This is a genomic window from Tardiphaga robiniae (assembly GCF_001618955.1).
Taxonomy (GTDB): domain Bacteria; phylum Pseudomonadota; class Alphaproteobacteria; order Rhizobiales; family Xanthobacteraceae; genus Tardiphaga; species Tardiphaga robiniae_A.
On the sequence record NZ_LVYV01000055.1, the window covers coordinates 37,210 to 51,135 of the forward strand.

13 protein-coding genes are annotated in these 13,926 nt (G+C 62.0%); 2 read left to right on the forward strand and 11 right to left on the reverse strand.

Translation table 11 applies throughout. The features are described from left to right. Positions 1-28: 28 nt before the first annotated feature. The 10 genes from A4A58_RS27010 to A4A58_RS27055 form a co-directional block, all read right to left on the reverse strand. Positions 29-1,225 (reverse strand): efflux RND transporter periplasmic adaptor subunit, encoded by a 1,197-nt coding sequence (locus A4A58_RS27010; RefSeq protein ID WP_068738091.1) that lies wholly within the window; start codon positions 1,223-1,225, stop codon positions 29-31. Between the two features lies 1 nt (position 1,226). Beyond that, the gene (locus A4A58_RS27015; protein WP_068738093.1) at positions 1,227-1,934 is read right to left on the reverse strand and encodes a TetR/AcrR family transcriptional regulator; all 708 of its coding nucleotides are present in this window, start codon (positions 1,932-1,934) and stop codon (positions 1,227-1,229) included. 764 nt (positions 1,935-2,698) lie between these two features. Next, positions 2,699-3,562, reverse strand: coding sequence for a sugar phosphate isomerase/epimerase family protein (locus A4A58_RS27020; RefSeq protein WP_068738095.1), 864 nt, complete (start codon positions 3,560-3,562; stop codon positions 2,699-2,701). A gap of 1 nt (position 3,563) precedes the next feature. Then, positions 3,564-4,763 carry a dihydrodipicolinate synthase family protein gene (locus tag A4A58_RS27025; RefSeq protein WP_068738097.1) on the reverse strand — a complete coding sequence of 400 codons (1,200 nt, stop codon included), beginning with the start codon at positions 4,761-4,763 and terminating at the stop codon, positions 3,564-3,566. A gap of 8 nt (positions 4,764-4,771) precedes the next feature. Further along, positions 4,772-5,923 (reverse strand): Gfo/Idh/MocA family protein, encoded by a 1,152-nt coding sequence (locus A4A58_RS27030; RefSeq protein ID WP_068738099.1) that lies wholly within the window; start codon positions 5,921-5,923, stop codon positions 4,772-4,774. A 2-nt stretch (positions 5,924-5,925) separates the two neighbouring features. Continuing rightward, positions 5,926-7,338, reverse strand: coding sequence for a hypothetical protein (locus A4A58_RS27035; protein WP_068738473.1), 1,413 nt, complete (start codon positions 7,336-7,338; stop codon positions 5,926-5,928). 11 nt (positions 7,339-7,349) lie between these two features. Next, complete coding sequence (locus tag A4A58_RS27040) at positions 7,350-8,201, reverse strand: ABC transporter ATP-binding protein (RefSeq protein ID WP_068738101.1); 852 nt, start codon at positions 8,199-8,201, stop codon at positions 7,350-7,352. Positions 8,202-8,251: 50 nt separating this feature from the next. Beyond that, positions 8,252-9,244: an ABC transporter substrate-binding protein gene (locus A4A58_RS27045; RefSeq protein ID WP_068738103.1), complete on the reverse strand. Its 993-nt coding sequence runs from the start codon at positions 9,242-9,244 to the stop codon at positions 8,252-8,254. A gap of 75 nt (positions 9,245-9,319) precedes the next feature. Continuing rightward, positions 9,320-10,051, reverse strand: a complete 732-nt coding sequence (locus A4A58_RS27050) for an ABC transporter permease (protein ID WP_433993659.1) — start codon at positions 10,049-10,051, stop codon at positions 9,320-9,322. A 194-nt stretch (positions 10,052-10,245) separates the two neighbouring features. Next, positions 10,246-10,905 (reverse strand): TetR/AcrR family transcriptional regulator, encoded by a 660-nt coding sequence (locus A4A58_RS27055; protein ID WP_068738107.1) that lies wholly within the window; start codon positions 10,903-10,905, stop codon positions 10,246-10,248. A 231-nt stretch (positions 10,906-11,136) separates the two neighbouring features. Here A4A58_RS27055 and A4A58_RS27060 point away from each other — a divergent pair, with 231 nt between their 5' ends. Further along, positions 11,137-11,901, forward strand: a complete 765-nt coding sequence (locus A4A58_RS27060) for a sulfite exporter TauE/SafE family protein (protein ID WP_068738475.1) — start codon at positions 11,137-11,139, stop codon at positions 11,899-11,901. 81 nt (positions 11,902-11,982) lie between these two features. On the opposite strand, the gene A4A58_RS27065 is transcribed toward A4A58_RS27060, so the two are convergent. Then, a complete protein-coding gene (locus A4A58_RS27065) occupies positions 11,983-12,825 on the reverse strand; it encodes a VOC family protein (RefSeq protein WP_068738109.1) in 843 nt (280 codons plus the stop codon). A 204-nt stretch (positions 12,826-13,029) separates the two neighbouring features. On the opposite strand from A4A58_RS27065, the gene A4A58_RS27070 reads away from it, so the two are divergent. After that, positions 13,030-13,917: a sugar kinase gene (locus A4A58_RS27070; RefSeq protein WP_068738477.1), complete on the forward strand. Its 888-nt coding sequence runs from the start codon at positions 13,030-13,032 to the stop codon at positions 13,915-13,917. Positions 13,918-13,926 lie beyond the last annotated feature (9 nt).

Genomic DNA, 13,926 nt, shown 5'->3' on the forward strand with positions numbered 1-13,926 from the left:
GCGCATCGCGCGGCCCGTCCATCGGGTCTTAGTTCAGCGGCGGCTGCGCCGGGATCTTCGGCAGCGGATCGGTCGAGATCGACACCAGCGCGCCGGACTGCAGCTTGAGCTGCCCGACGGCGACGACCCGATCGCCGGCCTTCACACCTTGCGTGATCACCGCGCGACCATCGAGACGATCGCCGGTGCGTACGAAGGTGCGGACCGCCGTGAGTTCAGTCTTGCCGTCGTCGGTCTTCTTCTCGGTGATCAGATAGACCGAGTCACCGTACAGTGTGTAGTCAACCGCGGTTTCCGGCACGGTGATCACCGCTGGCTTGTCCGGCAGCACGACAGTCGTGGTCGCAAACATGCCCGGCTTCAGGATGCCCTCGGGATTCTGGATCGTCGCCTGCACGCGGATGTTGCGGGTGTCCGCGCTGATCTGCGGCTCGATCGTGGTCAGCTTGCCTTCGAAGGTCCGGCCCGGATAGGCGTCCACCTTGATGCGCACGACCTGCCCGACCTGCAGCTTGCCGGAATCCTTTTCCGTCACCGTGAAGTTGGCATAGACGGCCGAGAGGTCCGTCAGCGTCACGATCTGCGTACCGGCAGTCAGATACTGGCCGACTTCCACACGACGCACGCCGAGCACGCCGTCGAACGGGGCGCGCACCAGCTTCTGCGAGATCACCGCTTCGGTCTTGGCGATGCCAGCCTGCGCCTGGTCGAACGCCGCCTGCGCGGTATCGACCGTTGCCTGCGGACCGAACTGGCGGGACGCCAGCTGCTTGGCGCGATCGAGATTGAGCTGCGCCACGGTGGCCTGCGCCTTGAAGCTGGCGAGATCGCCCTGCTCCGGACCGTCGAACAATTGCAACAGCGGCTGGCCGGTCTTCACCGTCGCGCCTGCCGTGAACATGATGTCGGTGATGCGGCCATTGACGTCGGAGGTGACGTTGACCTGATGCACGGCGGCGAGATCGCCGACGGCGCTGATCAGGTTGGGCACCACTTCGGACTTCGTCTCGGCGATGCTCACCGCAGTCGGCGGCGGCTTCATGGTGGCGAAGAACTGCTTGATCATGTGGGCGCGGAACGCGTTGAAGCCCACGAGGCCGCCCACCAGGATCGCCAGCAGAATGCCGACGATGATGAACCAACGTACCATCCGCGGACGCGGACGGGGCTTCTCGACAGTCGCACGCGGCGCCGTAGTGCTGTTGGGTTCGGTCGTGAGTGTCATGTCATGCGCTTTCTGTCGTAGTCGCTGGCATCAGGTCCGGCGGAAGCTCGCGATCGATATATGTCGCGATCGCCGTGTCTTTCAGTCCGATTCCGCGGAGAATAAATTCGCAAAGTTGCCGCTCGTTATCGGCGGTGCTGGCATAAGGCAAACAGGGAACTGAGGGAAGGCGCGATAATGCCGCCATCATCGCGGTGTGGTGCGCGAACCAGAAAAGACCCATCGGCTCTTTTCCGATGCGGACCGCATCACCCGTCCCGACAGCGTGCTCCAGCGACGCCATAAAGGTCGGGCCAATCAGTTCGCCGATCTTGTCGAACAGCAGCCGGGCGAATTCGCCATCCTGCAACTGGCTGATCACCATCAACCGCAGGCGCTGCGCCTCTTCATGATCGGGATCGGGATCGCGCGGAATGTCGAGGAAGTGCCCGACCATGCCGCGAATCAGAATCACCAGCGTCTCGGTCGACGGCGGCAGACCGAGCAGCTTGTTCAGTCCGGGGTCGGCTTCGCATTCCTCCGCCAGGATCTCGGCATAGAGCGCCGACTTGGTCGGGAAGTGCTTGAACAGCAGGCCTTCCGAAATCGACGCCGCAGCCGCCACGCTTTTGGTCGTGGTGCCGGCAAATCCATTGCGCGCAAAGCATCGCTTCGCCGCGCTGAGGATCAGCTCGCGCCTGAGGTCATGGGTCATTCGAAGTGTGCTCATAGCGTCGTGAGTAAGCACTCACCCAAGTTTCTGTCAACAAAATGGTGCGCCGCGTCAGGAGAATGACTGCAGGTGGTATCGGCCCGCCACAGTGTTGCATTCTCGCGACGCCGGAGCGCCCGAGCTATGCGGTTCCCCTCAATATGAGGGGTGGCGGCGCGCCGTAAGGCGCAAAGGGTGGTTTCTGTCGCGATCCGCTCCACCGGAACGCCGGTAAGCTGCAACCGCGCAACGCCTCACGGCGCGCCACACCGCAGACAAGTTTACGCAGTCTGCGACTGCTATGGGCGATTTCTGTCCCTGGGGCCGCGCTTCCTGGGACGTGGCCTCTGCAGGTTTCCCGCTTTGGCCTGTCCCAGTCCAGCCGTTTCCGGCAGAGCCCCGTAGTGGGCCCGGACGGCTACCCAGGGCCTCCCGAGTGCGCGAGGGAACGTCTCCCTCATGCCCGCAGGCGCCGCATCCTTGTTCCACTTAAAGACGCCTCTAGAAGCGCCCCTCATGAACAGGATGGACGGAGGATAATCCTTCTAGGTATATTATCAATGTCAAATAGGAAAAAATGTTTTGGATGCTTTGGTCCCAAACTGTCATTCCGGGGCGGGACCGGCGCCGAAGGCGACGGGACCGAGCCTCAGCCACTCCACTTGGAGTGGCGGGGAATCCCGACATGGGAGTCTTTAACCGCGCCAAACACGTCGGGCTTCCGGGGTCGTGCTCTGCCGGCTTCGCCGGCGACGCGCGCCCCGGAATGACGAGTTTGACTGTTACACCACCGTCTTGTGCCGCTCGATACAAGTGGCCAGCACCTCGTCCATCGACTTGCTCCACCAGTTCTCCGAGAAGATCTCGATCTCGCAATAACCGGCAAATCCCTGCGCTTCCACGGCAGTACGCGCACTGCGGATGTCGATGACGCCGTCGCCCATCATGCCGCGGTCGTTGAGGATGTCCTTGGTCGGCACCAGCCAGTCGCAGACGTGAAATGCGAGCAGACGATCCTGCCCTGCCCGCGCGATCTGGGCATGCAGCTCCGGGTCCCACCAGATGTGATAGACGTCGAGGGCGACGCCGAGCATGCCGGTGCGGTTGGGATCGAGACGGTCGCAGATGTCGAGCGCCTGTTCGGTGGTGTTCACGCAGGCGCGGTCGGCGGCGTAAGCCGGATGCAGCGGCTCGATCGCCAGTGGCATCTTCGCCTGCCTGGCGTATTCCATCATCTCGGCGATGCCGTCATCGACCTGCGCGCGCGCATTGATGATGTTCTTCGACGGCGCAGAGCCCGGCCGCGAATATTGCGGCAACCCGCCGACCACGAGCACGATACACGGCGAGCCCAATGCCACCGCTTCATCGACGCAGCGCTTGTTGTCGTCGCGCTGCAGCTGGCGATGGGCTTCGTCGGAGACGAACATGCCGCCGCGGCAATAGCCGGACAGTTCGAGGTCATGGTCCTTCACGGCCTTGACGGCCTTGTCGAGACCGACATGGGCGACCTGATCGCGCCACGGGCTGACGCCGCGAATCTTGTGACGGGCACAGGCTTCCGCGATGGCAACGAAGTCACCCTGCTTGCGGACGGTGGCCGTGTTCAGCGACAGCCAGCGATGGTCGTTCGAGAAATCACGCATCTCAGGCTTCGATCCCGCGCGTGGCCATGATCGCCTTCATGCGCTGCGTCGCCAGTTCAGGATTGGCGAGCAGGCCTGCCTTGTCGGCGAGACGGAACAGTTCGGCGAGATGCTGGGTCGAGCGCGTGCTCTCCTGCCCGCCGATCATGGTGAAGTGATCCTGATGACCGTTGAGATAGGCCATGAATACGATCCCCGTTTTGTAGAACCGCGTCGGCGCCTTGAAGATGTGACGCGACAGCGGCACCGTGGGACCAAGCACGTCGTGGAAGCCGGCCTCGTCGCCTGCCGCCAGACGCGACAGCGCATAGGATGCCGCCGGCGCAATGGCGTCAAAGATGCCGAGCAGCGCATGCGAGAAGCCCTTGTCGTCGCCGGCGATCAGCTCGGCATAGTTGAAGTCGTCGCCGGTATACATCTTGACCTTGGGATCAAGGCGACGACGCATGTCGATCTCGCGCTGCGCATCGAGCAGCGAGACCTTGACGCCGTCGACCTTGGCGGCGTTGCGGTTAATGACGTCGACCGCGATGTCCATCGCGGTGTCCAGGCTCGGCGTGCCCCAGTAATTCGCCAGCGCCGGATCGAACATGTCGCCGAGCCAGTGGATGATAACGGGCTGCGCCGACTGCGACAGAATGCGGTCATAGACGCGGCCGTAATCCTCGGTGCTCTTGCCGAGCTTGGCGAGTGCACGCGACGCCATCAGGATGATGCGGCCGCCGACCTTCTCGATCGCTTCGAACTGCTGTTCATAGGCCTTGATCACGTCGTCGATCGACCTGGCATCTTCCACCGCAAGGTGATCGGTGCCGGCACCCGAGAACACCAGCGCGCCGCGCGGCTTCGCCGCCGCGACGGAGCGCGTGATGAGTTCGAGCGAGGTCGGCCAGTCCATGCCCATGCCGCGCTGCGCGGTGTCCATCGCTTCTGCGACCCCTAGACCGAGATCCCAGACGTGTTCACGAAATGCGATGGTGCGATCCCAATCGATGGTCTGATTGAGCCACGGGTCGCATTCCGCCAGCGGATCGGCGACGATATGCGCCGCCGAGAAGGCGATGCGATTCAGCGTGCCTTCCAGCTTGGCCGGAAACGTGCGCGACGCCGCGAGACGATAGGTCTCGATCGAACGATCGGGTTTCGGCAGCTTGAGCGACAGCGTTGAGCCGGTGGACGTGGGCATGACTGGCTTGTTCATGACGAACCTCAGACCTTGAGCGTGGGAACGTCGATCCAGCGACGCTCCTTCCAGCTTTCCAGCGCGCATTCGACAAGCTGCACGCCCTTGGCACCTTCGAGCAGCGTGTACTTGTACGGCGCGTCCTCACAGACATGACGGATGAACATTTCCCACTGCTCCTTGAAGCCGTTGTCATAGACGGCGTTGTCCGGAACTTTCTGCCAGTCGGCATAGAAATCGTGGGTGCGCTTCTCGTCGGGATTCCACACCGGACGCGGCGTCGCCTGACGGGCCTGGATCATGCACTCGGTGAGGCCGGCGACGGCCGAACCGTTGGTGCCATCGACCTGGAAAGTCACGAGGTCATCGCGATAGACGCGCGTGGCCCAGGACATGTTCATATGGGCAATGACGCCGCCCTTCAGCTTGAAGGTCGCATAGGCCGAGTCGTCAGCAGTGGCGGTGTACTTCTTGCCCTGCTCGTCCCAGCGCGCCGGGATATCGGTGGTGCCCAGGCAGGTCAGGCTCTCGACTTCGCCGAACAGGTTGTCGAGCACGTAACGCCAGTGGCAGACCATGTCGAGGATCATGCCGCCGCCATCTTCGGCGCGGTAGTTCCAGGATGGACGCTGGGCTTCCTGCCAATCGCCTTCGAACACCCAGTAGCCGAACTCGCCGCGCACCGAGAGCATCTTGCCGAAGAAACCGCTGTCGCGCAGCATCGCCAGCTTCTTCAGGCCGGGCAGGAACAGCTTGTCCTGCACCGTGCCGTGCTTGAGGCCCTTGGCGTTGGCCTTCTTGATGACATCGAGGGCGGCTTCGAGATTGGTGGCGATCGGCTTCTCGCAATAGATGTGCTTGCCCGCCTCGATGGCGCGGTTGAGCAGACCCGGACGCGCCTGCGTCGTCGCCGCGTCGAAGAAGATGCTGTCGTTCTTGTCGGCGAACGCCTTGTCGAGATCGGTGGTCCAGCGCTCGATGCCATACTTCTTGGCGAGGCCTTCGATCTTCTCGGCATTGCGGCCGACCAGGATCGGATCCGGCATCATGCGGTCGCCGTTCTTCAGGGTCACGCCGCCCTGCGCACGGATCGCAACGATCGAGCGCACGAGATGCTGGTTGAGACCCATACGGCCGGTGATGCCGTTCATGATGATGCCGAGGCGGTGGACAGCCATAGTCAGGACTCCTGGAGGACTTTAGTTTGGGAACTATCGGATGAAGCGAGCTGGAGCGGCGCCAGCGCCGACCAGTCCGGATGTGCGCCGGATGCAAATCCGGCAGAGGTCAGCGATCCCGTGAGGAGATCGCCGTCGTGAATCGACAGACGGATGATGTCGCCATCGCGGCGGTAGAGATCGGGATGGGCATTCAGGAATGCCTCGGCCTCCTCCGCTAGTGCAGTGCCGAAACCATCGACGTAGTGATGGCCGTTGCGCTCGGCATGGGTGACGCCAATCAGCGCACCAAGCGCCAGATCCTGCTGCACCCCGAGCCCGGCCTGGCAGGTGAGATCCTCGCCGGTGATGAAATGGTCGACACCCTGCGCGCTCCACGCGGCAGCACGGGTCGCATTCGCGATCGACTTGTAGAAGCCCTTGCAGGATTTCGAGGAAATGCCGCGATAGCCCAGCGCCTTGGCGGCGGGGAATGCGTCCCAGCTGTCGTCGGCTTCGTCGATGATGAAATTGCGCGACGACAAATTGCCGAGCGGCGACTCGCGCGTGATGTCGCGCGGCATCGGCTGTTCGATGTAAAGTAGCTTGGATGCAATCGGCGCCAGTGCGCTGTCATTGTCGAGGCGATCGACCAGCGCGGTGAGCGCGTTGAGATCGGCATATTGCTCGTTGGCGTCGAGCGTCACCTGATAATCGTAAGGCAGCGTCGTCAGCGCGTTGCCGATCCGGGTCAAACGTGCGGCGTCTGCCGCAGGATCGCCGTTCATCTTGAGCTTGAAGTATCGTGCGCCGCTATTCTCACGGGGGTCAGCGACGCCGCCCTCACCTTCGATGGCGTCGTCGAGGCCAACGGTGTGGCGCAGCGCGACGCGCTCAAGCCGGTGACGGCTGGCCAGGAACGTCGCGATGTCGTCGGCGCCGAGATCGGGAGCAAGACGCGCCGTGAGACCAGCAACATTGGCGCTCATGCCGTCGAAGAAATTCAGATTGAGACCACGCAGCAGTGCGTCGAGCACAGCCTTGTCGATTTCCGCCGGACCGAAGCTTGCAGCCAGCGGTGGAATGTCCAGTTCGGCGCAGGCCGTCATCTGGTCGCCCATGCAGGCGGCATGCAGACCGAAGGCCGAGATGAAGCCCGATTGCGCGCGGTAAAGATCACTGGCGATTGCGAGTGACTGCCGAAGTTCGTTCACCGTATCATCGATGGCCAGATGCGGCCGCTTGTCGAACCACTTCGGCACCATCAGCTCGGCTGAGGCGCCGACGAACACGCCCTTGCCTTCGACCTCAAGCTCGACCCGCACGAAAGCCTGCGGCGCTGCACTGACCGTCACAGCGCCAAAGCGAAACGGCCGCACGAACGCGACGTGGCGCTCGAACAGCGTAATGTCTCGCAAGGCGATCCGTGCCGACATGGACATGGGCCTTAGTCCAGCGTGCTGTTGGTCATGAAGTGCTTGCGAATGCGCGCGACCAGATCGGTGAAGATCGGGTTCGACATCGCATCGAGCGTGCGCTCGCGGCCGAGCGGCACGTCATAGATCGCGGCAATGCCGCCGGGGCGCTCGGTCATGACCAGCACCTTGTCGGCGAGGAACACCGCTTCCGGAATCGAATGGGTGATCAAAAGAATCGTCTTGCCGGTGGTGCGCTGGATGCGCGACAGCTCGACATTCATCTTCTCGCGCGTCATGGCGTCGAGCGCGCCGAACGGCTCATCCATCATCATGATCTTGGGATCGTGCACGAGCGCGCGGCAGATCGAGGCGCGCTGTTGCATACCGCCGGAGAGCTGCCACGGCAGCTTCTTCTCGAAGCCTTCGAGGCCGACCATTTTCAGCAGCTGCTTGGCGCGGTCCATATACTGCGCGCGCGGCAGGTTCTTCATATCGATCGGCATCAACACGTTATTGATGATGTTCCGCCACGGCAGCAGCAGCGCGTTCTGGAACACAATGCCGACATCGCCATGGGGCTCGGTGACCTTGTTACCGTCGACGTGGATTTCACCGGATGTCGGCGCGAGAAGGCCCGAGATCAGTTTGAGCAGTGTGGACTTGCCGCAGCCGGATGGACCGACCACGACAAAGAACTCGCCGTCATTGATGTGGAAGTCCAGGGGACGCAGCGACTGCACTTGGCCGTCGCCGGTCCCATAGGTCTTGGAGACGCCGGAGAGATTGATCCCCGACGCCTTCGATGGTGTGGACTGCTCGGATACGACGCGAAGATGCGCACTCGGTTGATCGACGCTCATGGTCCTCATCGCTGCAGTCATTACGGCTGGTCCTGTTGATTTCGTCAGTTCAGTCGAGATAACCGGGCCGGTTACTTCGGCAGATATTCGTTGGTGTAGAAGGCCTTCGGATTTTCCTTGGCCTTGGCTTCCAGACCGCCGTATTCGACCATCAGCTCTACCGATTCCTTCATGTTCTGATCGGTGACCTGGAACGGGCGCTTACCCTTGGTTTCCGGCGTGGTGTAGAGCGGGATGGTGAGTTCGAAGCCCTGGGTCAGGGTTTCGATCTTGCCGCCCTTCGGGTTGGCATCGAGGATCGCCTGCGCGGCAGCCTTCGGCTCCTTCGACGCAGCTTCGACGGCCTTGGTGGTGGCCGACATGAACCGCTTCACGAGATCCGGATTGGCCTTGGCATAGTCGGTATTGGTGATGATACCCGACGACACGAGGTGAATGCCGTAATCGGCGAACTTGATCGGATACACATCCTTGCCGGTGGCATCCTTGATCTTCATGGACTGGTCCATGACGTAGCCGAGCAACAGGTCAGCCTGGCCGTTGATGACGGCGTTGAGCTTGGTCTGGCCGTCGCCGGCGACGGTCTTGAAATCGGATTCCTTGAGGCCGGCCTTCTTAAGGAACAGCGGCCAGATCTGGGTCATGGAATCCGCCGGCGTGATTGCCACGGTCTTGCCCTTGATGTCGTCCGGCTTCTTGATGTTCTTGTCGGCGAAGCCCATCACCGACATGGCCGAGGTCTGCAGCAGCACGCCGGTGGCGATCACGGGGGCACCCTTCACGGCTGCGCGCATCATGGTGGGAACGTCGACATAGCCGAAGTTCACGCTCTTGGCGGCGACAGCCTGCACGGTGGCAGCCGAACCGCGGCCTTCCTGAATGTCGAGATCGATGCCTTCGGCTTCATAGATGCCCTTGGCCTTGCCGTAATAGAACGGCGAATGCTCACCATAGACATACCAGTTGAGCATCAGCGTCACCTTGTCGGCAGCAGCCGCCGGCGTGGCGAGTGCGAGCGTGGCAGTGATCGCGATAGTCGAAACAGCAGTAACCCATTTCAGCATTTTTAGCCTCCCATTGAAGCAGGTGATCGCGGCCCGTTTCGCCGGACCGCTTGTTTGGAAATTGCGCGTCCCCGATCAGGACCCGATGAAGACATCCGCGCGCTGACTGACGTGCCAGGGAATCGCAAAACGTTCGATGCGATCGACCAGCCAGAACAGAATGACGCCGAGCAGCGCGAGGATCACGAGAGCCGCAAACATCGTCGGCAGATCGAAGGTGCCGATCGAGCGCTGCAGCACATAACCGATGCCGGAATTGGAGCCGACGAATTCACCGACCACCGCGCCGACGACGGCGAGCGTGACGGACACCTTGAGACCGGAGAAGATCGCCGGCAGCGCGTGCGGCAGGTTCACCGCGCAGAACACGCGCAGTCTGCTGCCCTTCATGGCGCGGGCGAGATCGACCATATCGGGATCGACCGACTTGAAGCCCTGCACTGCCGACACGACAACTGGAAAGAAACCGAGCAGGAAGGCGGCGATGATCTTCGGCACGATGCCGAAGCCGAACCACACCACGAACAAGGGCGCGATGGCGACTTTGGGAATCGACTGCGAGAACACCAGCAACGGATAGACATAGCTTTCGACGGTCCTGGAGCCGGCGATCAGCATGGCAATGGGAATGCCGAACACGGCCGAGGCGAGAAAGCCGAGCAGCGTGGCGTAAGTCGTTGGCCACGACTGCGAGAGCAGCTCGGGCCAATCGGTGTAAAGCACCTTCACGACATCGCCGGGCGCAGGGATCTGATAGGCGGGAATGTTGAAGATGCGGATCGCCAGGTCCCAGCCGACAACGATCATCACCAGCAACAGGAACGGGCGCAGCCATGAGGCGTTCAGCAGCTTCGATACACTGCCGGGTGCTTTCTTCTCACTCACGCGTCTCGTCTCCCAGATGCCGGCTTCGCGGTCGCATTTAACTCGTTGGATAAATACAGCGCATGGCTTCGCCATTGTCAATTGGGCGTTTAACTAGCCGAAATTATGCAATGATTTCAGGCGCTCTGATGGGCCGGCGTGTGGACAACCGTCGTTGGCGGCAGCTGGAATTCGGCCACGGATCGGCCGGTGAGCGCTGCCAGAACCAGCGCCACCATATGCGCCAGCCGCTCGTCCCTCGCCTCTTTCGCGAGGAGATCCCTGCCGAAAATCACGCTGAGCGTGGCGTTGTTGCCGATATAGAAAAAGCTCAGTGCAGCGATGGAAATATAGAGCTGCACCGGGTCCATCGCGACCTTGAAATCGCCTGACGCGACGCCGCGCAACACCACTGTGCGGATCATCTCCACGAAGGGCGAATGCATCGACTTCACCTTTGTGGAGCGCTTGATGTGCTTCGCGCGCTCCAGATTCTCGGTGTTGAGCAGCGCGAGAAATTCCGGGTTGCGGATAAAATAGTTCCAGGTGAAGGCGATCAGGCTTTCGATGGCCTCGGGCGGATCGAGATGTTCGAGATCGAGCGTGCGTTCTTCGGCGCGGATCTGCTCATAGGCACCTTCGAGTACCGCAAGATAGAGCGCATCCTTGTTGCCGACGTGATAGTAGAGCATGCGTTTGTTGGCGCCGGCCTGTGCGGCGATGCGATCGACGCGTGCGCCGGCGAGGCCCTTGCTCGCGAATTCCTTCTTGGCAGCCTCGAGAATGCGCAGACGCATCCCTTCCGGGTCACGCTGCCACTTCAATGCTTTCTTCGGCGCTTTTTTAGTTGTTTTTGCCAAACCCGGATCCCGTCGCTCAGCGGAACTACGCAACAGCCGCACGTCTATCGCGTGTAGCATGCGTTTGCCCGCTTGAGAACAAAGCATCTTCCGGGCCATATGCGCAAACGGGCATCGCCTTTTGCGGGTGCCGTCGCTATCACTGCCCTGCCCCAACCGGACCTGCTTGTGCCTGCCATCATCACAGACCCGTTCTTCTATGCCGTCGCCATTCCGGCGGTGATTTTCCTTGGCCTCTCCAAAGGCGGCTTTTCCGGCGTCGGCATTGCCGCCACGCCGCTGCTGGCGCTGTATCTGCCACCGCTGGAAGCGGCCGCCTTGCTGCTGCCGGTGCTGATCACGCAGGACCTGATCTCGATCTATGTCTATCGCCGCGAATGGGACGCATCGAATCTGAAGATCATGCTGCCGGGCGCCGTCGCCGGCATGACGCTGGCGTGGCTGCTTGCCTCTTATATTTCCGACAATGCCGTGCGCATCACCGTCGGTTTGATTGGCCTCATCTTCGTGATCGATGTCTGGCGTAAGCGCGCCCGGATCGAACCAACGCGCATGGGTCCGGCCGGCGGCGTATTCTGGGGCGCCGTGTCGGGCTTCACATCCTTCATGACCCAGGCGGGCGGTCCACCGTTCCAGGTCTATGTGCTGCCGCAGCGGCTGCCGAAGCTGGTGCTGGTCGGCACCACGACGATCTTCTTCGCCGTAGTCAATGCGCTGAAGATCGTGCCCTACTTCGCGCTCGGCCAATTCCACGCCGGCAATTTCGCGACATCGCTGGCACTGCTGCCGATGGCCATCATCGCAAACTTCATGGGCATCTGGCTGGTGAAACATACGCCCACCAACCTGTTCTACAACATTGCCTATGCGCTGCTGCTGGTGATCTCACTGGTGCTGCTGTGGCAGGGCTGTTCAGTGTTGTGGCGGGGGTAAACTCTTTCGGTCGTCCCCGCCCCGCGCACGCCTTCGGCGTGCTAGGCGGCGACTACACCGAGAGTGGTACCTCGCTCTTCTTCAATCCTTCCCCGTCCGTTCGATCAGCAGCGTCGGGATTCCACAGGTGCCGTCGCGCAGGCTGACGACGCGGGTGCCCGGCTTGCGGCCGTTACGCACCTCCGACACGTTGACATGCGCGGCGAGCAAACGCTCGCGCACGGCACCGACGTCGGCAACGCGCCAGGTCATGCCCCAGAGCTTGTCGCGATTCTTGTCGGCCTTGTCGTCGGGGCGGTGCACGACCTCGACGATCAGATCGCCGCAGCGGAAGAACATCAGATGGCCCCAATCCGGATTGGAGCGATCCAGTGCCATGTCGAGGCCCAGTCGCGCACCATAGAGTGCCGCGGCTCGTTCCGGGTCCTGCGTGGCGACCACGATATGGTCGAGGCCAAGGAACGGCACATCGCCCACCACGGGCGACATCGGGCGCTCGTCGGACAGTTCGAGAAAGAATTGCCGGACACCGCGTGTCGCATCGGTGGCCGCACGCGTGCGCTTCCAGGAGAGCGTGGCGCCGGTCTCGGTATCCCTGCTCTCCACCTCGGCGATGGGATCAGGCTTCAACGCCAGGCGATCGAGCCGGCGATGCATCTTCGCGATATCGCCAGTCCGGAAACAGATGCTGGCCAGCGTCGCCCCCTGTTCTGGCAGCACAGCCCTGATGCGATCGGCGGCCGGGCCGTGACCGACAGGCGCCATCAGCTCGACCGACATATTGGCCACCGTGAAGATCGCCATGGCCGCACCGTCGCTGGTACTGCGCCAGGCGGGCGCACGGGCAAACAGGGTCTGATAGGTGGCGATCCCTGCCTCCAGGTCCTCCAGCAAAATGACGACGTGATCCAGCCCGATGATCATCGCATCCCTCCCGTCTTCGTGGCGTTGTTGTGATCGAACTATGCCAGTTTTCGAGCCGCAATGCTGAAAACCGAGTCCGCCCGGCTGCGGCATCCTGCGGCATCGCACAATTTCGGTGGTGACCTCGTCGCAACCGCTGTTAAGCTGACGGACGCGCCGTCTCCGGACGGGTGCAGCCATCCCTCAGGCGAGACGGACGGATTCATGAAGGCACTCTTTATCGGACAGACCTATATCGACGTCACGTTCATTACCGACCATATGCCGACCGGCGACGAGAAACATGTCGCCTCCGACTATGCCGTGTCGTTCGGCGGCAATGCGGTCACCGCCGCCTTCTGCTGCGCCAAGCTGGGCATCGTCCCGGATCTGATCGCCACCGTGGCCAATGACTGGCTCGGCCGCATGTTCATGGACATGTCGGCGAAATACGCCATCGAGATTCATCCGCGCAAAGTGGCGAGTTCATCGCTGTCCTTCATCATGCCGAAAGACGGCAAGCGCGCCATCGTCCGCTGCCGCGACGACGAGCACATCCATCCCTTCCCGCTGCTCAATCTCGGCGCCTGTCGCGCGCTGCATATCGACGGCCATCAGCCCGATGCCGCGATCCACTACGCGAAGCTCTGCCGCGAGGCCGGCATCCTCACCTCGCTCGACGGCGGCGGCTTGCGCACCAATACCCACGAGCTGCTTGAGTTCATCGACGTCGCCATCGTCGCCGAACGTCTGTGCGAGCAGATGGATCTGACGCCGGAGAAGATGCTCGACTATCTCAAGACCCGCGGCTGCCGCGTCGGCGGCGTCACGCTCGGCGAAAAAGGCCTGCTCTGGTATGATGAATCCGGCACGGTACATACGCTGCCCGCGCTGCCGATCCCACGTGAGAAGGTAATCGACACCAACGGCGCCGGTGACGTGTTCCACGGCGCTTACGTCTATTCGTATCTTGCCAATCCCGGCGATAGCTGGACCGAGCATTTCAAATTCGCGCGGGCTGCATCGACGTTCAAGATTCAGCGGCTGGGCAACGAAGCGGGACTGCCGACATTGTCGGATATTGCGGCGGTGCGTGAGGAGTATCAGGCATAGGTGTGAGCA

Excerpts from the sequence above, each read along its gene's own strand:
- A4A58_RS27010 (WP_068738091.1), bottom strand. The coding sequence starts at position 1,225 with ATGACACTCACGACCGAACCCAACAGCACTACGGCGCCGCGTGCGACT.
- A4A58_RS27015 (WP_068738093.1), bottom strand. The coding sequence starts at position 1,934 with ATGAGCACACTTCGAATGACCCATGACCTCAGGCGCGAGCTGATCCTC.
- A4A58_RS27020 (WP_068738095.1), bottom strand. The coding sequence starts at position 3,562 with ATGCGTGATTTCTCGAACGACCATCGCTGGCTGTCGCTGAACACGGCC.
- A4A58_RS27025 (WP_068738097.1), bottom strand. The coding sequence starts at position 4,763 with ATGAACAAGCCAGTCATGCCCACGTCCACCGGCTCAACGCTGTCGCTC.
- A4A58_RS27030 (WP_068738099.1), bottom strand. The coding sequence starts at position 5,923 with ATGGCTGTCCACCGCCTCGGCATCATCATGAACGGCATCACCGGCCGT.
- A4A58_RS27035 (WP_068738473.1), bottom strand. The coding sequence starts at position 7,338 with ATGTCGGCACGGATCGCCTTGCGAGACATTACGCTGTTCGAGCGCCAC.
- A4A58_RS27040 (WP_068738101.1), bottom strand. The coding sequence starts at position 8,201 with ATGACTGCAGCGATGAGGACCATGAGCGTCGATCAACCGAGTGCGCAT.
- A4A58_RS27045 (WP_068738103.1), bottom strand. The coding sequence starts at position 9,244 with ATGCTGAAATGGGTTACTGCTGTTTCGACTATCGCGATCACTGCCACG.
- A4A58_RS27050 (WP_433993659.1), bottom strand. The coding sequence starts at position 10,051 with ATGATCGTTGTCGGCTGGGACCTGGCGATCCGCATCTTCAACATTCCC.
- A4A58_RS27055 (WP_068738107.1), bottom strand. The coding sequence starts at position 10,905 with ATGCGTCTGCGCATTCTCGAGGCTGCCAAGAAGGAATTCGCGAGCAAG.
- A4A58_RS27065 (WP_068738109.1), bottom strand. The coding sequence starts at position 12,825 with ATGATCATCGGGCTGGATCACGTCGTCATTTTGCTGGAGGACCTGGAG.
- A4A58_RS27070 (WP_068738477.1), top strand. The coding sequence starts at position 13,030 with ATGAAGGCACTCTTTATCGGACAGACCTATATCGACGTCACGTTCATT.